The 18,237-nt window shown below is 53.9% G+C and carries 16 protein-coding genes and 1 pseudogene; 8 read left to right on the top strand and 9 right to left on the bottom strand.

Annotated features, from left to right (window positions below):
• From VI25_RS00865 to VI25_RS00860, 3 genes are all read right to left on the bottom strand, one after another.
• Entirely contained in the window at positions 1–879 is an 879-nt protein-coding gene (locus VI25_RS00865) for a DUF4113 domain-containing protein (protein ID WP_236704822.1), read from the bottom strand.
• Between the two features lie 56 nt (positions 880–935).
• Complete coding sequence (locus tag VI25_RS26255; protein ID WP_262489891.1) at positions 936–1,295, bottom strand: hypothetical protein; 360 nt, start codon at positions 1,293–1,295, stop codon at positions 936–938.
• Positions 1,296–1,371: 76 nt separating this feature from the next.
• Complete coding sequence (locus VI25_RS00860; RefSeq protein WP_045687792.1) at positions 1,372–1,848, bottom strand: LexA family protein; 477 nt, start codon at positions 1,846–1,848, stop codon at positions 1,372–1,374.
• 232 nt (positions 1,849–2,080) lie between these two features.
• On the opposite strand from VI25_RS00860, the gene VI25_RS00855 reads away from it, so the two are divergent.
• The gene (locus VI25_RS00855) at positions 2,081–2,329 is read left to right on the top strand and encodes a hypothetical protein (protein ID WP_055562169.1); all 249 of its coding nucleotides are present in this window, start codon (positions 2,081–2,083) and stop codon (positions 2,327–2,329) included.
• Between the two features lie 65 nt (positions 2,330–2,394).
• Here VI25_RS00855 and VI25_RS00850 read toward each other — a convergent pair whose 3' ends face one another.
• Positions 2,395–3,111 (bottom strand): carbonic anhydrase, encoded by a 717-nt coding sequence (locus VI25_RS00850; RefSeq protein ID WP_045687770.1) that lies wholly within the window; start codon positions 3,109–3,111, stop codon positions 2,395–2,397.
• Positions 3,112–3,274: 163 nt separating this feature from the next.
• On the opposite strand from VI25_RS00850, the gene VI25_RS00845 reads away from it, so the two are divergent.
• On the top strand, positions 3,275–3,685 hold the full coding sequence (locus VI25_RS00845; protein WP_201783245.1) for a hypothetical protein: 411 nt from the start codon (positions 3,275–3,277) through the stop codon (positions 3,683–3,685).
• A gap of 325 nt (positions 3,686–4,010) precedes the next feature.
• On the opposite strand, the gene VI25_RS00840 is transcribed toward VI25_RS00845, so the two are convergent.
• Positions 4,011–6,305 carry an aconitate hydratase gene (locus VI25_RS00840; RefSeq protein WP_045687771.1) on the bottom strand — a complete coding sequence of 765 codons (2,295 nt, stop codon included), beginning with the start codon at positions 6,303–6,305 and terminating at the stop codon, positions 4,011–4,013.
• 253 nt (positions 6,306–6,558) lie between these two features.
• On the opposite strand from VI25_RS00840, the gene VI25_RS00835 reads away from it, so the two are divergent.
• Both VI25_RS00835 and VI25_RS00830 read left to right on the top strand, forming a co-directional pair.
• On the top strand, positions 6,559–7,854 hold the full coding sequence (locus tag VI25_RS00835; protein WP_082455337.1) for a peroxiredoxin family protein: 1,296 nt from the start codon (positions 6,559–6,561) through the stop codon (positions 7,852–7,854).
• A 121-nt stretch (positions 7,855–7,975) separates the two neighbouring features.
• Positions 7,976–8,278 carry a hypothetical protein gene (locus VI25_RS00830; RefSeq protein WP_045687772.1) on the top strand — a complete coding sequence of 101 codons (303 nt, stop codon included), beginning with the start codon at positions 7,976–7,978 and terminating at the stop codon, positions 8,276–8,278.
• A 120-nt stretch (positions 8,279–8,398) separates the two neighbouring features.
• On the opposite strand, the gene VI25_RS00825 is transcribed toward VI25_RS00830, so the two are convergent.
• Positions 8,399–9,379 (bottom strand): polyprenyl synthetase family protein, encoded by a 981-nt coding sequence (locus VI25_RS00825; RefSeq protein ID WP_045687773.1) that lies wholly within the window; start codon positions 9,377–9,379, stop codon positions 8,399–8,401.
• A 148-nt stretch (positions 9,380–9,527) separates the two neighbouring features.
• On the opposite strand from VI25_RS00825, the gene VI25_RS00820 reads away from it, so the two are divergent.
• The gene (locus VI25_RS00820) at positions 9,528–10,391 is read left to right on the top strand and encodes an alpha/beta hydrolase family protein (RefSeq protein ID WP_045687774.1); all 864 of its coding nucleotides are present in this window, start codon (positions 9,528–9,530) and stop codon (positions 10,389–10,391) included.
• Between the two features lie 7 nt (positions 10,392–10,398).
• Positions 10,399–10,896: a 2-amino-4-hydroxy-6-hydroxymethyldihydropteridine diphosphokinase gene (gene folK / locus VI25_RS00815; RefSeq protein ID WP_045687775.1), complete on the top strand. Its 498-nt coding sequence runs from the start codon at positions 10,399–10,401 to the stop codon at positions 10,894–10,896.
• Positions 10,897–10,963: 67 nt separating this feature from the next.
• Here folK and fabD read toward each other — a convergent pair whose 3' ends face one another.
• The 3 genes from fabD to VI25_RS00800 all read right to left on the bottom strand — a co-directional run bounded on the left by fabD (position 10,964) and on the right by VI25_RS00800 (position 15,236).
• The gene (fabD, locus tag VI25_RS00810) at positions 10,964–11,851 is read right to left on the bottom strand and encodes an ACP S-malonyltransferase (protein WP_045687776.1); all 888 of its coding nucleotides are present in this window, start codon (positions 11,849–11,851) and stop codon (positions 10,964–10,966) included.
• Between the two features lie 126 nt (positions 11,852–11,977).
• Entirely contained in the window at positions 11,978–12,205 is a 228-nt protein-coding gene (locus tag VI25_RS00805; protein WP_045687777.1) for a hypothetical protein, read from the bottom strand.
• A 148-nt stretch (positions 12,206–12,353) separates the two neighbouring features.
• On the bottom strand, positions 12,354–15,236 hold the full coding sequence (locus VI25_RS00800) for a gliding motility-associated C-terminal domain-containing protein (protein ID WP_055562168.1): 2,883 nt from the start codon (positions 15,234–15,236) through the stop codon (positions 12,354–12,356).
• Between the two features lie 232 nt (positions 15,237–15,468).
• On the opposite strand from VI25_RS00800, the gene VI25_RS00795 reads away from it, so the two are divergent.
• Together VI25_RS00795 and VI25_RS00790 are read left to right on the top strand one after the other, a co-directional pair.
• The gene (locus tag VI25_RS00795) at positions 15,469–16,236 is read left to right on the top strand and encodes a succinate dehydrogenase cytochrome b subunit (protein WP_045687779.1); all 768 of its coding nucleotides are present in this window, start codon (positions 15,469–15,471) and stop codon (positions 16,234–16,236) included.
• A gap of 26 nt (positions 16,237–16,262) precedes the next feature.
• Positions 16,263–18,196, top strand: a pseudogene (locus VI25_RS00790) (fumarate reductase/succinate dehydrogenase flavoprotein subunit).
• The last annotated feature ends 41 nt before the right edge of the window (positions 18,197–18,237 follow it).

Below are 18,237 nucleotides of genomic sequence, written 5' to 3'. Positions count from 1 at the left end.
CTAGCTGGCTCGCACTTGCCAAAGATCATCCCAATTGGTGGTGTAGGCGGGTGTGCGGAAGGCACTGCGCCCAGCCCATACTGCCGCTGCGGGACTAGTAGCGGCATAACGTACCGTTTCCCGGCCAAACTTTCGGTTGAGACTGTCTAAGGTTGCCATGAGCTGTTGCTGCCGAGCAAGACGGGCCGGATCGGCAGCCCCAAACAGGTCTAGCTGCGGCTGGCCTTGCGGTTCCAGACCGCTCAGCAAGATGCCCGCACGTACGTACGCGGCACCGGGGCGGTAAAGCTGCGTCAGCCCCCGCCGGGCGGCCCGCAGCAAGTCGCCGGTATCTTGCGTAGCGAAAGCTAGGTGCTCTACGGTGGTACGCGTTGCGGGACCTGCATGCGCCGCAAAGCGGTCTGTTCCTAATAAAACGGTAAGGAGGTGCGCACTAAGTTCGTGGCGACGTAGCTTCTCGGCCGCGCGGGCTGTAAACGTTGCTATAGCCTCGGCCACCACAACTTGCGTCCGCTGTGCCTGTCCAAAGGAGCGAGTATACGTTACACTGTGGCGGGTGGGGCCCATGGTGTCGTCATCGGTAGGGTGCCAGGTCAAACACGCTTCTCCCCGCAACTCCCGCCACAAACGCACTCCTACTACACCACCTAGCTGGCGCCGCACCCACGACTCGGGTAAAGCCGCCAGCTGAGCAGCAGTAGTAACGCCCGCTTCTAACAGCCTAGGCGCCAATCGGCGCCCAATACCCCAGACGTCGGCTATAGGCGTAGCTTCTAGTGCGGCGGTCCTACTTGCCTGAGAATCCAGCACTACTATGCCCGTTGTCTGATGCCGTGCCAATCGGTTTGCCAGTTTGGCCAAGGTTTTTGTAGGAGCCACGCCCACGCATACGGGTATGCCGACTTGGTCTCGTACTGCTGCCCGCACTTCATGGGCTAGTTGGTCGGCACTGAAGCTAGGTAGCGCAGCCCCTGTAGGTTTAGAAATGACTCGTCGATTGAGTATACTTCTACTTCGGGCGCAAACTGGTTCAACACGAGCATAACCCGCCGGCTCAAATCACCATACAGAGCGTAGTTTGACGACAGCGCAGTAACGCTGTGCTGAATTAACAGTGGCTTTACCTTAAAGTACGGCTCACCCATGCGCAACCCCAGCGCCTTGGCTTCGTCAGAGCGTGAAATAAGGCAGCCGTCGTTGTTGCTGAGTACGACCACTGGCTTGCCCACCAAATTGGGCTGAAAAACCCGCTCGCAGGACACGTAAAAGTTGTTGCAATCAACTAGGGCATACATGGCAACTGGGACTGAGGCGTATGTTGCGTAGTACCTGTAGCTCTACCATCCAGAAAAGATGCGTAGCGCCAATCTGTTAGCGCCGCCGCCACTGCCCTAGTGTTTGCGCAGCGGCGCGTCCTTCCAGGGCGTGTATTACGTGCGTTACCACGCCCCAGACCTGTAGCGGATTACCAGGAATAAGCTCTAAGGGCGCATAGGCAGGATTAGCCGCTTCGAGCCACTGCCGCCCAGCTTGCTGACGAAGACGCTTAACCGTGTGCTCGCCATCTACTACCGCCACTACTATACTACCATCGCACGGTACCATAGCCCGATCCACGGCAATTAAGTCTCCGGCGTGGATGCTACTGCCCACCATGGAGTCGCCCACTACGCGTGCGAGGAAGGTAGAGGCCGGATTCCGAAATAAGTGGCGCGTCAAATCCAACGGCGCATCTTGATGATCATCGGCGGGCGAGGGAAAGCCTGCGGGTATTGGGCAACCGTATAGAGGAAGCTCGGCGGGTAGCAGTTGGGAAGCTGGAATGAGGTAGGGCAACAGAAATGTCATAGGAAAGGCGCATACAAGGAAAGAAAGCAAGCCGTGCATATTTACTAATTATTTTAGCAAATATGCAAATAATGCATTCTGATTCCCGTAATATCTAATCCCTACTTCGAGAAATTAGGATGGCCTAAAAAACCTATTTTACCCCACTAAAACCTAGTTTAGAGGTCCAAAATCCAAGTAATATTCTCCCAAATTTTTTAGTCAAATAGAGATAATATTCTTATCTTTGGATATGTCGAAAACGAAGCTTCCTGTTCCGATTCCCGTCCAGCAGTATGCCCGATGCGTGGACGCTAGCCACCGCCCTACCGACCATATTGGTGACTGGCCCGAGGCTGGCCGCGTATATCCCGTGCAAATCCGCCGTAATGCTCATACGAAGCAGCCGCAGGTACACGTACTGGGTTTCTATGCGGAGCGCCCCTATGGTGCTTTTGCCCCTCACCGGTTTGAAACGGTGGCTCAAGTGTGGCTAAACTAGCCACACTTGAGCCCTCTCTTACGCAGCTCCTCGGCTGTTTCTGCTAACCACAGAAACAGCCGCTTTTATTTAAGGGAGTCCTGTAGCCGGTCCGCTTCGTCTTTTGCTTTGCCAATTTGCTCGGCGGGCGAAGAGTCAGCCTCGCCAAACAGGGGCTGCTCGCTCAAGTCATAAATAGCCTGGATGTCGTGCAGGATGTGCTCGAAATCAAGTTTCAAGTCCTTTAACAAGCCACTTTTCAAATCAAATACCCATCCGTGCACTTGGGGGTAGCCATTGCGCAGGTAGCTCTGCTGCAACACAGCGGTTTTGATGACATTAACGCACTGCTCTTGTACATTCAGCTCGACTAGGCGGTCGTAACGGGCCGTGGTGTCTTCTATAGCATCTAGCTCGACGTGGTGCAAGCGGTATACGTCCCGAATGTTGCGAAGCCACGGGTTCATAATACCTAGGTCTTTAGCCTGCATAGCAGCTTTCACGCCCCCACAGCCGTAGTGCCCGCATACGACGATGTGCTTCACTTTGAGGTGGTCCACGGCGTATTCGATTACCGACATGGCATTCAAGTCAATATTGTTGACCAGATTGGCAACGTTGCGGTGCACAAATACTTCGCCAGGGGCTACTCCCATTAAATCTTCGGCCGTCACGCGGGAGTCACTGCAACCGATGTAGAGGTAGTCAGGGTTCTGATCGGCGGCTAGGCGCTTCAAAAAGTCGGGCGTGGCAGAGGCCACCCATTGCCGGTTGTTTTCGAAGATTTCGTCGTAAGCTGTCATGTGGTGTGGAGTAAGTTAGAACGTGTAGTTGTAGTAAAGATGCCTATTTACGTAACTACACCATATAGGCTTATGCATACGGACGATTTTCCTTGCCCAAACCCTAATTTGTAGATTTAGCGTGTATTAGGTTGGTTATCTTTGCGGCTCCCCATTCGTCTCTATGGAACAGCCAGCCGATCAGGTTTATAGCATCCCCGCGCCCTACCGTCGCATGGAAAACATGCACATTCTATTCTGGCTGCTCAAGGATATTGGCTGGTGCATGATTTGGAAACCTCTGGGTATCAGCATGATTTTCCCTACCCTGCTCATTGCGGTCCTCATCACCTGGCGCACGCGCGACATCAAGGCTGAGTTGGCGCATAATCTTGCCATTGTGTTCTGGATAACGGCCAACTCGTACTGGATGGTGAGCGAATTTGTAGGCTTCGATACTGTGCGAGTGTGGGGCACCATCACCGGCAAGCACTTAGCTCTATTGCCTTTTCTTACCGGCCTCACTATTCTACTCTACTACTACTTGGTGCAGAAGCCCCAAGAGCACCGAGCAACGCACGGCGCAACCTTATGAGAGTAAGCTGATGCTTGATTGAACGTGCCCAAGGCGTTAGCGCATCAACCTCAAGTACAAATGTAGAGTCATTAGGCTGCCCGTCGTTGGGCATGTAGGCCCGAGAGTGGGTGGCAGTAGGCCACGCCCGCACCGCCCTTATTGTATCCAAATCCTGAGCTGGATTAAATACTTAAGTAGGTTGCTTACCTGCCGGAGAGTAGTAAACTGGAACCCTTACTTCCAAGCGAACAGAATAGCCTAGCAGTATAAATCTTACAGCCTAATAAAACCAAGAGGCCACTTCCTGCGGGAAGTGGCCTCTTGGTTTTACTCAGAATCAGAATTACTTCTGCGACAATTGCGCTTCACCAGACTCCTTCAGGCGAATCAGGTTCAGAGCTGAACCGGCTTTAAACCACTCAATCTGACCTTGGTTGTAGGTGTGGTTTACCGTGATAAGGTCCGTATCACCATCGGCGTGGTGCAGGCGAATCTGCAGAGGCTTGCCAGGGGCAAACTCGGTCAGGCCTAGGATATCGAAAGTGTCGTCCTCTTCAATCAGGTCGTAGTCGGCCTTGTTAGCGAAGGTCAGGGCCAGCATACCCTGCTTCTTCAGGTTGGTCTCGTGGATACGAGCAAAGCTCTTCACCAAGATTGCACGCACGCCTAAGTGGCGGGGCTCCATAGCCGCGTGCTCACGCGACGAACCTTCACCATAGTTTTCGTCTCCCACTACAATTGACCCAATCCCCTGGGCTTTGTAGTTACGAGCTACCTGCGGTACAGCCGAATAGGGTGTACCTTGGGTCATGCCATCCTTCACCGAGTTAGCTTCACCATTAAAGGCGTTGATAGCTCCGATAAGCATATTGTTGGAGATGTTGTCCAAGTGGCCGCGGTACTTCAACCAAGGGCCAGCCATGGAGATATGGTCGGTAGTGCACTTGCCCTGGGCTTTGATGAGCAGGCGCAGACCTTTCAGATCGGTACCTTCCCATGGCTTGAAGGGGTCGAGCAACTCCAGACGGTCGGAGGTAGGATCAACGATTACCTGTACACCCGTGCCATCGGCGGCGGGAGCTTGGAAACCGGCGTCTTCTACTGCGTAGCCTTGGGGAGGCATCTCTAAGCCGTGTGGCTCATCTAGCTTCACTTGTTGACCGTCTTTAGTAGTCAGCGTATCAACCAGCGGGTTGAAGGTCAAATCACCAGCAATGGCGAAAGCCGTCACGATTTCGGGCGAGGCCACGAAGGCGTGGGTGTTCGGGTTGCCGTCGTTACGCTTGGCGAAGTTGCGGTTGAACGAGGTAATGATGGAGTTGCGGCGCTTGGGGTCGTCGGTGTGACGAGCCCACTGCCCGATGCACGGACCGCAAGCGTTAGCTAGCACTACACCACCCATTTGGGCGAAGGTATCCAGCAAACCATCACGCTCCACGGTGTAGCGCACCAGCTCCGAGCCGGGCGTTACGGTGAATTCGGCGCTAACTGTCAGGCCTTTCTGTACAGCTTGTTCTGCTACCGAAGCCGCACGGGTAATATCTTCGTACGAAGAGTTGGTGCAAGAACCAATCAGGCCTACCTCTAGCTTCTCGGGCCAGCCATGCTCACGCACAGCAGAAGCAAACTGAGAAATTGGCCAGGCAGCATCCGGCGTGAACGGACCATTCACGTGGGGCTCTAGTTCAGAAAGGTTGATTTCGATGAGCTGATCATAGAAAGCCGCGGGGTTGGCGTACACTTCTTCATCGGCGCGTAGGTGCTGACGCACGCCATCGGCCATGGCAGCCACCTCGGCACGCTCCGTACCGCGCAGGTAGTCGCTCATCTTATCGTCGTAGCTGAATACCGACGTGGTAGCACCAATTTCAGCACCCATGTTGCAGATGGTAGCCTTACCAGTGCACGACATGCTCTCGGCACCTTCACCGAAGTATTCTACGATAGCACCCGTACCGCCTTTTACGGTCAGGATGCCAGCTACTTTCAGGATAACGTCTTTGGGAGCTGTCCAGCCCGAAAGCTTACCAGTCAGCTTCACGCCAATTACTTTAGGGAACTTGAGTTCCCAAGCCATGCCAGCCATTACGTCTACGGCATCAGCACCGCCTACGCCAATGGCAATCATGCCCAGGCCGCCCGCATTGGGAGTATGCGAGTCCGTGCCGATCATCATTCCGCCGGGGAAGGCGTAGTTCTCGAGCACTACTTGGTGAATGATACCAGCACCGGGCTTCCAGAAGCCGATGCCGTATTTATTGGAAACCGAAGCCAGGAAGTCGTATACCTCGCGGTTTTCGGAGTTAGCAATGGCCAAATCCTCGTCGGCCCCTTCTTTTGCCTGAATCAGGTGGTCGCAGTGTACAGTGCTAGGCACGGCTACCTGCGGCTTGCCAGCTTGCATAAACTGGAGCAGGGCCATCTGGGCCGTTGCGTCCTGCATAGCTACGCGGTCCGGAGCGAAGTCGACGTAGGAAACGCCCCGCTCATACGCCTGCGAAACAGAGCCGCCGTACAGGTGAGCGTACAGGATTTTTTCAGTCAGGGTAAGCGGGCGGCCAACGGCGGTACGGGCGGCCTCAATGCGAGAACCCATGCCATCGTACACGGCCTTGATCATTTCTAAGTCAAACGCCATAATGCGAAAGGGAAAAATGTGGAGAGAACATGCCTATGTAAGACAGGTACGCAAATATAGTTGCCAGTCGTTGCGTAGCCCAAATTTTCGGGCCGCTGAGGGCCCTGGTAGCCAGCATTTAGAATCATTCCAAATGCCTCTGAGTGGATGCGGGCTAGGATAGTGGACAACGGGCGCTACATTCGTATCCCTAGGTATTAAACTAATAGTCCCCGGCAGTAGTTTAGCCCCGAACTAACATTTACATTTCCCTATGCCCGTTGCCTTCTCATTTCGCAAGGCCATAGCCGGGGCCGGACTCGCGCTGGCTGCGGTGGCCTGTCAGTCTAACTCTGCTTCGTCGGAAAAACCGGCGCCCGGTGAAACCGCCGGCACAAACTCTAACTACCTGCCCGCTGGTCCGTGGCGGGGTGTACTCTCGGCCCAAGGCCAAGAGATTCCTTTCTTATTTGACATTGAAACGGGTAATAACAACCAGCCCGTAGCCGTAACGCTGCGCAATGGCGAAGAGCGCCTGAAGCTGGACGAAATCAAAACCGTTGGAGACTCTACTACCATTCGCCTCGGCGCATTTGATGCAGCTTTGGTAGTGTATCGCGACGGAGAAACCAACCTGAAGGGCGCCTGGGTGAAGTACGATGGTAAGACGCCTTACCGAGTGCCATTTTCGGCGCGGAAAGGCTCCGGCAGCTTATTCGGCGCAAAATCCGGTCAGGAAAACCAGTCGTTCGACGGCACCTGGAAGGTAACCTTTAAGGGTGACGATGGCGAAACCTATCCAGCCGTGGGAGTTTTCAAGCAACAAGACCGCAACATAACCGGCACTTTCCTCACCTCCACTGGCGACTACCGGTACCTAGCGGGCAACGTTGATGGAAACACCATGAGGCTCTCCACCTTTGATGGCAGCCACGGCTTCCTGTTCACTGCTCAAAAGCAGGGCAATACATTGCAAGGTGATTTCTACAGCGGCAAGTCGGGTCACGAAACCTGGACGGCTACCCTCGACCCGAACGCCAAACTGCCTGATGCCAACGCCCTCACCGGTATGAAACCTGGCCAGAAAAAGCTCAACTTTACGTTTCCTAGCATCTACGAGGGAGGCAGCATCTCCCCTTCTGACCCAAAATACAAGGGCAAGGTAGTAGTGGTGCAGATTCTGGGTTCCTGGTGCCCCAACTGCATGGACGAAACCAACTTCCTGGCTCCTTGGTACGAGAAGAACAAGCAGCGCGGCGTAGAAATCATTGGCCTGGGTTACGAGCGTACGGCCGACCAGAAGCTAGCGTCGCAGAAGCTGCTGAAGATGAAGGAACGCATGAAGGTAGGCTACGATCTAGCCGTGGCGGGCCAGGCCTCGGCGGCCGAAGCCAGCAAGTCATTGCCACAGCTTGCCAAGGTTATTGCCTTCCCTACCACTATTTTTCTGGACAAAAAGGGTGAGGTACGTAAGATTCATACGGGCTATTCTGGCCCAGGCACGGGCAAATACTACGAGCAGGAAGTGGCCGAATTCAACAAGACCATTGACCAGCTTCTTGCCGAGTAAGCAACCCTTGGAGTAACTTAAAGCAGCGCCCTTCTCGTACAAGACCGAGTGGGGCGCTGCTTTTTGTAGGCATGCCCATCACTTCGCTCTCCCTATCTCTCCATAACCAACCTCCCTTACTATGTGGATTCAGCAGAAACCCGATGCCCTTGCCCCCATTGACGAATTACAAGGCCACACGGTAGGCTTGAAGTTTGAGTGCAATCAGTGTCATACCGAAGTGTTCACCGACTCCATTGGTGTGCCAGCCCCCGATCATCTGGCCAACTCCATGGAGGACGACGGCCAGTTTGAGAAAGAAGAAATCAAATGCCCAGGCTGTGAAATGACGCACGAAATCACCGTAAAGAGTACCTTCGACGGCGTAAAATTTGATGTATCGGAAGTTGCTCCTGGTAGCGTATCCTACCAAGTACAGCACTAAAATAAACACAGCAACGGTCGGATAGACCGTGTATGGCTACGAAAACAGAACAGGCGCCTGAGAGGCGCCTGTTCTGTTTTCTGGTAGTAGACGTTGACCGCCTAACCCGTAGGCAAATTTTTACTTTTCCCGCTCGATTGTGTAGTTGATGAGCTGTTCCAGAGAAGTGCGGGAAGGAGAAGCAGGGAAAGTCCGTAGCACTTGCAATGCCTCGTCACGGTAGCGTTCCATTACTTTGATGGCGTAGTTGAGACCTCCCGATTGCTTTACAAAGTCGATAACAGCCTGCACTCGGTCTTTGCGGCCATCGTTGTTTTTCACGTTGTAGATGACGCGGCGCTTAGTCAGCCAATCAGCCTGACTTAGAGCGTAGATCAGGGGCAAGGTCATCTTTTTCTCCTTGATGTCGATGCCCACGGGCTTTCCAATTTCAGCCGTGCCGAAGTCAAACAAGTCGTCTTTGATTTGGAAGGCCATCCCTACCTTTTCGCCGAAGAGGCGGGCCCGTTCAATAGTTTCCTTGTCGGCGCCGGCAGAAGCGGCCCCCACGGCGCAGCAGGATGCAATCAGCGAAGCCGTTTTCTGACGAATGATATCGAAATACACATCCTCCGTGATGTCGAGGCGGCGCGCTTTTTCAATTTGCAGTAGTTCACCCTCACTCAATTCCTTCACGGCATTGCTCACAATTTTGAGCAACTCGTAATCGTCATTTTCCAAGCTCAGGAGCAAGCCTTTGCTGAGCAAGTAGTCGCCCACAAGCACGGCAATCTTGTTTTTCCAGAGGGCATTGATGGAAAAGAACCCGCGGCGGTAGTTGCTCTCGTCTACTACATCGTCGTGCACCAAGGTGGCTGTGTGCAGCAGTTCAATGAGGGCCGCGCCCCGAAACGTAGCTTCGGGCAGAGGGTCGCCCCCGCTTATTTTGGCCGTGAAGAACACAAACATGGGCCGGATCTGCTTACCCTTGCGCTTCACAATATACCCCATGATTTTATCGAGCAGCAGTTGCCGCGTTTGCATGGACTGGCGGAATTTCTTTTCAAATTCCTCCATCTCGGCGGCAATAGGAGCCTGTATTTGGTCCAGCGTAACGGTCATGCGGGTATTTTGGGCGCTGCAATGATACGGGGAAAAAGGTAAAATGGTGAGATGTTGAAAGCGGGAGTTTGATGGGTTGTGGCTTAACACGTGCCCAGAGTCCTAACTGAACAATAAACTCCTCCTCTCAAGCCGTACCTTCGCCCCTATGCCAGTTCAGCCAGTTCACCTCGATTTCTTACTCAGCAGTTCGCACCATTCCCGGCCATTTGCCGCCGATGCGCACTACCTGCCTACTGGGCAGCCCAAGCCTCTTGTGGTATTTGTACATGGGTTTAAGGGCTTCAAGGACTGGGGGCATTTTAACTTGTTGGGCGAATGGTTTGCTCAGCAAGGCTTCGTGTTTGTGAAGTTGAACCTCTCCCACAACGGGGTAGTAGTGGGTGGCACCGGCGACCTTGAAGATTTGGAAGCTTTTGGGCAGAATAACTTCAGCCTGGAATTGAACGACATTGGCACCCTTCTCGACTGCCTAGAAGCTACCTCTCCCCTACCCGACAGCGAAACGGATTTTTCCCGGCTGGCCCTGATTGGACACAGCCGCGGCGGCGGCTTAGTGCTACTAAAGGCGGCCGAAGACGCCCGTGTAAAGGCCGTAGTAACCTGGGCCGCTATTAGCAATGTGAACCCGGGCTGGACGGAGGAGCTCATGCAGCACTGGCAGCAGCAGGGAGTATATCACGTAGAAAATAGCCGTACCAAGCAACAACTTCCCCTTTACTTCCAAATGGTGGAAGACTACCAGCAGAACCGTCTGCGCCTTGATATTGCGCACAACTTACGCCGCAAAATCTCGCAGCCGCTGCTACTGCTGCACGGTGACCAAGACGAAACCGTACCCGTGGGCCGGGCTCACGAGCTGCACACTCACAAACCCGATGCGGAGCTAGCCATCCTCCCCGGCGTGACCCACAATTTTGGGGGTGCCCATCCGTGGTCGGGTAGTACGCTACCCACCCAGGCTCAGCAAGCCGCCGAAGTAACCCGCGACTTCTTACGGCGCGTGCTGTAGCTCTATCATGCCTACTGCCTACCTGCTGCTTGGCTCCAACTTAGGCGACCGGTTTGCGCTGCTACAGGAAGCAGTGCGCCATCTCACCGCCGTAGCGGGTCCCATCGAGGCGCTGTCTCATTTCTACGAAACGGCGGCGTGGGGCCTCGAAGATCAACCCGCGTTTCTCAACCAAGCGGTGCAACTACGCACTTTCCTGCCCCCCGAGCAGCTGCTGGATGCGTGCCTCGCTACTGAGCAGCTCGCTGGCCGACAGCGCTTAGTTCGGTGGGGAGCTCGCACCCTTGACGTGGACATTCTGCTGTACGATAACCTTATACTAGATACCCCGCGCCTACAGGTGCCCCACCCGCGCCTACCCGAACGACGCTTTGCCCTGGTCCCATTAACTGAAATTGGAGCGGAGGTAATGCATCCTACCTTAAGGTGTACTGTGGCTGAACTCTTAACAGCGTGTACAGATGCGTTAGAAGTACACCAGGTTACGGAGGATTATCCTACCTGATAGCAAAACAAGAAGGCCTCCTGAACTGCAGTCAGGAGGCCTTCTTGTTGTACACAGGAAAGCATGTTTACACCGCAGCTGAGCTAACGGCTGCTTCCGGTGCAATTTTCTTCACAAGTCCCTGTAGCACTTTGCCGGGGCCGCATTCCACAAACTCAGTGGCGCCATCCTGAGCCATGCGCTGCACGCTTTGAGTCCAGCGTACCGGAGCCGTCAGCTGACGCACTAGGTTCTCACGAATTTCATCGGGGTCGGTGTGCGGAGCCGCATCCACGTTCTGATACACTGGGCAGATGCCAGCCGAGAACGTGGTGGAAGCAATGGCCTGTGCCAGCGCGGCCTCGGCCGATTGCATTAGTGGAGAGTGAAACGCGCCACCTACGGGTAGCGGCAGGGCCCGCTTGGCGCCTGCAGCCTTCAGTTGCTCACAAGCCAGCTCAATACCGCGCTGGGAGCCAGACACGACCAACTGGCCGGGGCAGTTGTAGTTGGCTGCTACTACTACATTACCCTCCTGGCTGATTTGCTGACAGATGCGGGCTGTAGTTTCATCGTCGAGCCCCAAAATGGCGGCCATAGTTCCGGGCTGCTCCAGGCAGGCAGCCTGCATAGCTTGGGCGCGCTGTGCTACCAGTTGCATGGCGTCCTCGAACTTAAGAACCTTAGCTGCCACTAGTGCCGAAAACTCCCCTAACGAGTGACCTGCCACCATATCGGGGTTGAGGCTAGGTACTACTGCGGCCAAGGCTACTGAATGCAAGAAGATAGCCGGCTGCGTTACGTCGGTACGGCGCAGATCTTCATCAGAGCCGGTGAACATAACGTCAGTGAGCGAGAATCCGAGTAGCTCGTTGGCTTGGTCCATCAAGTGCTTGGCGGCAGGGTGCTGCTCGTACAAGTCGCGGCCCATGCCACTGAACTGGCTGCCTTGGCCTGGAAAAATAACTGCTTTCACTAGAGCGAAGAAAGTATGGCGGGTGGAAGGATAGCAACAGACCTTGCTGCTGCTACGCAGCGAGGCCGTTTAGCCTGCAAGCTGCACAAAATGGAGGGCTCCGGCAAAATAGTCTTGGCTCCTATGCTATTTCAGAGGCACGCCGCTCACTTCTCCGGTAAGCTTATCCACCTCAAACGCGGCCCGATTGGGCATCCGATCAGCCCAGTCTCGGCGCGGCACCAGTATTTGCCACCGTGTTTCTACCTCAAGTACGCTGGCCGAGTCGGGCACGTACAGCGCAGCGTTGGGCTGAGCCTGCAAGTAACGCTTGACGGCCGCCCGCGCTTGTTCTTCAGTAGCGGCGGAATGCACCGTAGTCGGCGCAGTTTGCTGCTGGCAACCTAGTAGGATGCCAACCAGCCTAGGATAGGGAATAGACGTTTAATCATGCCACAAAATAAAAGGAGCAGACGAATGTACGTCTGCTCCTTTTATTTATGCAGTAATGATAAAAATGGGCTTACCTATTGATTTGCACCCAGCCTTTGAAGGTACGCTTCGTGCCACCAGCATCACCAAACTCTACGTCGGCCAGATAGTAGTACATACCCTCCGACACCCTCGGACCAGAACCAGACTCAGAAGCGCTTCCGCCGCCATTCCAGTTGATGAGTGGGTCTTTGTCGCTTTCATAGATCTTAACACCCCAGCGGTTGAAGATCTGCACTTTCGTGCGCTTGATGGGACTAAACACCTTCGGCCGGAAGGTATCATTTTTGCCGTCACCATTTGGGGTGAAGATATTAGGCAGCAGGAACAGTAAGCAGTCATCCTTGCATTCCTTATTGCTCAAGGCACTGGTAGCGCCCGTGGCATCTACGGCTTGCACTGCATAGCATCCCTGAGCTGAGCGCAGCCCAGTATGGGCGTAGCTAGTTTGCGTGCCGGGCAAGGTTGTCAGCACCCGCAACGAATCAGCAGCCGTAGGTGCGTAGTACAGCACGTAAGATGCCACGTTGCGGCTACAATCGGCGGTGGGTTGGTTGCTTAGCGTCCAGCTAACGTTGTTGGTGTAAATTTCACCGTTGGCGGGAGTAGTAGGCAAATCAAACAAACGACTGGCCAAACTGTCGCAGTTTGTGGGCTTGAGCGTAAGTACCGGTGTACACAGAACAGGCTGTAAGGCCACACACCGCTGCTGACTAAGGTTAATTAAGGAGTCAGGCAGGGCTGGGTTGTAAGTGCCATTCGTTTTTACGTAGTAACAGTAGGTGGTGCCTACTACCAAAGGATTGGCAGTGGTTCCGCGGTCTACGTACGTGCCACCAGTAGCGGTACCGGTTACTTTCGCAATGGGCAAGAACTGGCTGCCTACCTGCCGGTAGATAGTAGTTGGCCGCCGGGTATTATCCCATGGCACATTGTAGGTCCAAGACAGCGCAACTGTTTTAAGCAACGGATCTGGCGTAGCATTCAGTAGTACACTCGATGCAGGCGCAGCTATTTCCACCAGCACCGGTGCCCCTGGAGTAGGCAGCGAGTTGCTGAAGAATTCCAGCTTATATGTATATGCGTTAGTGAGCGTGTTCAGTCCTACGTTATCAATAAATGTAGTATCGTTGATATTATTGATGACGCGAGGGGCATCATACGCAGTAGCAGCCGGATTCTGGCCCACTGCCCGGTACAACCGGTAGCCAGTGGGAGCATTGAAGTTGCTAACCGGAGCCGGACGGGTCCAGCGTACGGTGATCTGGCCGTTGGTGGCAGCCGTGCGGTCAACCGTCACGTTTGTAAAGCGAGCCGAGCGCCCTACTAGCGTCAAGCATGCTTCTTGAGAAGCTATACTGGCACCACCAGCCGGACGTGGGAACTGTACATAGATGCGGTAGCAATACGTCTTACCCCGCTCTAAGCCTAGTCCGTTGCGGTCATCAATGTAGTTGCGCGTGCCCACCGATACACTTCCAATTTGCGTGTAGCCAGCCGAAGCAGGAATGCCGGTTTGACACGCATCCGTTGGCACGTTACCGGAGCCTTCCTTACGGAAAATGAGAATCTGGGCGCCTGGCACCTGGCAGATATAACTATCCCAGCTGAGTTGGGCATTGTTACCAGTTTGCGCAACGCGTAAATTTTGTGGAGCAGGGCCTATTACCGTTACTCGCCACGCTCGTTCGTCAATAAGAGTAGCCCCACAGTTGTTGAGAGGCCTATCTTCCGCTCTAAACAGAATTTGGTGCGGATCAGATTGAATGTTTTCACAAGTAGGCGTCCATGAGAAAGTAGCGCGAGTTGGAGGACCAACTTGAGTCTGGGTGAAAATGGCCGGACGTGGCAAAATACCACCGAAGGCAGTAAGAGTGACGCCTTGATTTTCGGGGTCTGTGGCAGTAATAATGCGTCGAATAGGAGTACCAGCAATAACACAAGTGTCGTTTGGTATCCGGATAGTAGGCCGCAGGTTATTATTTGCTCCTACCGTAATCTGCAGGTCACGAATAACAATGCCAATACGACGAGCCCGCGCCCCCGGTATCCGGCGCCATTCTTCTACTACGTAAGCAATGTTATAGTCTCCAACTTCAAGTGGAGCGTTCCAAACAATTTGGCCCCGAGAGTCAATTTGAAAAATGGCAGGGGCATTCGGAACGCCTACTGGTGGGCCTTCATAGGCTACCTGTCGTGGTGAACTGCCTACTCGCTCAGGCGTTACATATCCTGTACATACTTGTGGCCGCGGGGTGTTGAGGTTAGCACCCGTTTGCGTCAAGACTGCATCTACCCCACCGGGTACCTGTTGGCTGGGGGTTAGGCGGTATACAAGTGAATCCCCATCTGCATCGGAAGCACCTGGGTTCTGCAAAAAAACTTGGTTACGACCCGCCCGATCATACGCAGGAGCATTGAGCACCGGTGAGCGGTTTACAACCAACGTAGGGTCTATAACAATAGTAGTTGAGATGTAGAAAGACTGATTAGCCGACTCAGCCATGTTGCGTACATCTCGGCTACGGTTTTCTCCAATGTAATGCACCGTGTAAGTACCAGTTGCATCATAGGTATGCTCAAAATAGTACACCATGCGGAAGGTAGTACCATCGCAGCCGACGGGAGTTTTGCTTACTCGACGGATAGCATTGCGGCCAGAAGTCTTTCCATCACCATAGAAAATAGTGACTGCCTCTTCATCCACATTCGTGTTTACATTGCTCTGGTAGAGCACCATCTTGAAGAAGATCCGGCGCGGATTGCGGGCAGCAGTGGTATCCGTCTTCGCCTGAATGTCGCCAGCGCGTAAGTGCGTAGCAAACGCACCAGGCGCGAGGCCCCAGGAAGTTAGAACAAGGATAGCAAGTGCCAGCACCAGCCGCACGGCGCGGTTTGGTAACTGAAGGTTCATACTGTCAGGTTATTGGGAGGGCAGAGAAACTAAGAAGAATGTCGGCAGAAGTAGGCTAAAATGCTAACAAAAAGCGAGTGGCTTGGGTTATTACGGTGTCGCAAAGTACTAACGGAGTTGTCAGGGGATAGATTCACTACAACGGTAAAGCTCCGTCCAGATTGTTTCCTATTGGGTTGGACCCTACCTTTGACCGCTATAACCGTCCTTCCCAAACCCTTCAGTAGCTCATATGAGTTGGATTACCAAAACCTTCTCCAGCAGCATCGGCCGTAAGATAATTATGGCCCTTACTGGCCTGTTTCTCTGCTCGTTCCTGGTAGTGCACCTGCTCATCAACTTGCAGATGCTGCGCCACGACGGCGGCGCTTCTTTTAACTTCTGGGCCGAGTTCATGGGTACTAATCCCGTCATCCGTGCCATGGAGGTTGTACTGATGCTAGGCCTGTTGATTCATATTTATCAGGGCCTCGCGCTGGCAGTAAAAAACAAGAAAGCACGCGGCACCCAGGGATACGTAGTGAACCACTCCGAACAGAACTCTCAGTGGGCTTCGCGCAACATGGCTCTGCTCGGCACACTACTGCTTATCTTCCTGATTGTTCACTTGATGAACTTTTGGATCCGTTCACGTTTTGATGCAATGGGCGGACTAGCTGAAGTAAAAGTACCGAACCTAGATCATCCCGTGGGCGACCTGTATTCAGTGGCGGCTGCTTCTTTTAAGATTCCGTGGTACGTAGCCTTATACGCCTTGTCGCAAATTGCGCTTGGCTATCACCTGTGGCACGGCTTCCGCAGCGGCTTCCAAACCCTGGGCCTCAACCACCGCAAATACACGCCGGCTGTTTACGCAACTGGCTACGCCTTCTCGGTAATCATTTCGGTTTTGTTCGCAGTGATTCCGCTGATTATGTTCTTTAGCTCCGCTTACCAACCGCGCCCTGCCACTGGCAACACGGTTGAGCGTTCCTTAACTGAGGAGCCTGCTCTCCGCTAGCCATCCCATCTTTTTCTTCTCTGCTTATGATACTGGATTCCAAAATTCCCGAAGGCCCCTTGGCCGAAAAGTGGGATAAGCATAAGTTCAACGTAAAGCTGGTTAACCCCGCTAACAAGCGGAAGTACGACGTTATTATAGTAGGCACGGGCTTAGCAGGCGCATCAGCTGCGGCTTCCTTGGCAGAGCTGGGCTACAACGTAAAGGCTTTCACATACCACGATTCTCCCCGCCGCGCCCACTCTATTGCGGCACAGGGCGGTATCAACGCTGCTAAAAACTACCAGAACGACGGCGACTCGGTGTACCGTTTGTTCTACGATACCATCAAGGGTGGCGACTACCGCGCCCGTGAAGCCAACGTGTACCGTCTGGCTCAGGTATCGGTTAATATCATTGACCAGTGCGTAGCGCAAGGAGTACCTTTCGCACGAGAATATGGCGGACTTCTCGCCAACCGCTCCTTCGGTGGTGCTCAGGTTAGCCGCACGTTCTATGCCCGCGGCCAAACCGGACAGCAGCTCCTGCTAGGTGCCTACTCGGCTTTGTCACGTCAGGTAGCCTACGGAAAGGTGAAACTGTATACCCGGTCCGAAATGCTGGACGTGGTAATTGTAGATGGACAGGCACGCGGCATTATTACGCGTAACCTCATTACTGGCGAGATTGAACAGCATTCGGCTCACGCAGTAGTACTGGCTACGGGTGGCTATGGCAACGTGTTCTACTTAAGCACTAACGCTAAGTACTGCAACGTAACCGCTCCTTGGCGGGCGCACAAGAAGGGAGCTTTCTTCGCTAACCCTTGCTTCACTCAGATTCACCCCACCTGTATCCCCGTATCGGGCGACTACCAGTCGAAGCTGACACTAATGTCGGAATCGCTGCGTAACGATGGTCGGGTATGGGTACCAGCTTCTAAAGAAACTGCTGAGCGTCTGCGCAAAGGAGAGATTCGAGTATCCGACATTCGTGAAGAGGACCGCGACTACTTCCTTGAGCGCAAGTACCCTGCCTTCGGCAACCTAGTTCCACGCGACGTAGCCTCGCGCAACGCTAAGATGATGTGCGACGAAGGACGCGGCGTAGGCTCTTCGGGGCTGGCTGTGTACCTCGATTTCGCCGATACTATCAAGCGCAATGGTGCCGAATGGGTAAGCTCCAAATACGGCAACCTTTTCGAGATGTATGCGAAGATTACGGGTGAAGATCCGTATGAGCAGCCCATGCGCATTTACCCAGCCGTGCACTATACTATGGGCGGTCTGTGGGTAGATTACAACCTGCAAACCACTGTTCCTGGCCTGTACGCCACAGGCGAGTGTAACTTCTCTGACCACGGCGCTAACCGCCTTGGTGCCTCGGCCCTAATGCAAGGATTGGCAGATGGCTACTTCGTAATTCCTTATACCATAGGTGATTACTTGGCCCAAACCGCTCCTAAGCCGGTAACTACAGACCACCCTGCTTTCAAAGAAGCCGAGGCTGAAGTGCGCGCTCGTGTACAAAAGCTTATGAGCATCAATGGTACTCGTACTCCCGATGAGTTCCACAAAGCACTAGGCCACATCATGTGGGAGTACTGCGGTATGGCTCGTACGGCCGAAGGACTGCAGCACGCCAAAAAGGAAATTCAGAAGCTGCGCAAGGAGTTCTGGAGCGACTTGAAACTAGTAGGCACTGAAGGCGAAATGAACCAAGCGCTAGAAAAGGCCGGCCGGGTGGCCGACTTCCTGGAACTCGGTGAGTTGATGGTGGATGATGCCTACAACCGCAACGAAAGCTGCGGTGGTCACTTCCGGGAGGAATACCAAACCCCTGAAGGTGAAGCTCTCCGCGACGACGAAAAGTATGCCTACGTAGCTGCTTGGGAATATCAGGCGACAACCAGCCCGAGAAACTCAATAAGGAAGAGCTGCACTTCGAAAACGTGAAGCTCACTCAGCGCAGCTACAAGTAAGGGAAGCATCCTTGCGGTAATAGGGTCTTGGTTTTGCCCTA

It is taken from the genome of Hymenobacter sp. AT01-02, assembly GCF_000961955.2.
Lineage (GTDB): Bacteria > Bacteroidota > Bacteroidia > Cytophagales > Hymenobacteraceae > Hymenobacter > Hymenobacter mucosus.
Note: the sequence above shows the minus strand (reverse complement) of the source record. Positions and strands in the feature narration are given on the sequence as shown.

Bases quoted from the DNA above. Each gene is read 5' to 3' on its own strand.
- VI25_RS00800 (WP_055562168.1), bottom strand. From the start codon at position 15,236: ATGAACCTTCAGTTACCAAACCGCGCCGTGCGGCTGGTGCTGGCACTT.
- folK (WP_045687775.1), top strand. From the start codon at position 10,399: ATGCCTACTGCCTACCTGCTGCTTGGCTCCAACTTAGGCGACCGGTTT.
- VI25_RS00840 (WP_045687771.1), bottom strand. From the start codon at position 6,305: ATGGCGTTTGACTTAGAAATGATCAAGGCCGTGTACGATGGCATGGGT.
- VI25_RS00795 (WP_045687779.1), top strand. From the start codon at position 15,469: ATGAGTTGGATTACCAAAACCTTCTCCAGCAGCATCGGCCGTAAGATA.
- VI25_RS00855 (WP_055562169.1), top strand. From the start codon at position 2,081: ATGTCGAAAACGAAGCTTCCTGTTCCGATTCCCGTCCAGCAGTATGCC.
- VI25_RS00860 (WP_045687792.1), bottom strand. From the start codon at position 1,848: ATGACATTTCTGTTGCCCTACCTCATTCCAGCTTCCCAACTGCTACCC.
- VI25_RS00845 (WP_201783245.1), top strand. From the start codon at position 3,275: ATGGAACAGCCAGCCGATCAGGTTTATAGCATCCCCGCGCCCTACCGT.
- VI25_RS00835 (WP_082455337.1), top strand. From the start codon at position 6,559: ATGCCCGTTGCCTTCTCATTTCGCAAGGCCATAGCCGGGGCCGGACTC.
- VI25_RS00850 (WP_045687770.1), bottom strand. From the start codon at position 3,111: ATGACAGCTTACGACGAAATCTTCGAAAACAACCGGCAATGGGTGGCC.
- VI25_RS26255 (WP_262489891.1), bottom strand. From the start codon at position 1,295: ATGTATGCCCTAGTTGATTGCAACAACTTTTACGTGTCCTGCGAGCGG.
- VI25_RS00820 (WP_045687774.1), top strand. From the start codon at position 9,528: ATGCCAGTTCAGCCAGTTCACCTCGATTTCTTACTCAGCAGTTCGCAC.
- VI25_RS00830 (WP_045687772.1), top strand. From the start codon at position 7,976: ATGTGGATTCAGCAGAAACCCGATGCCCTTGCCCCCATTGACGAATTA.
- VI25_RS00825 (WP_045687773.1), bottom strand. From the start codon at position 9,379: ATGACCGTTACGCTGGACCAAATACAGGCTCCTATTGCCGCCGAGATG.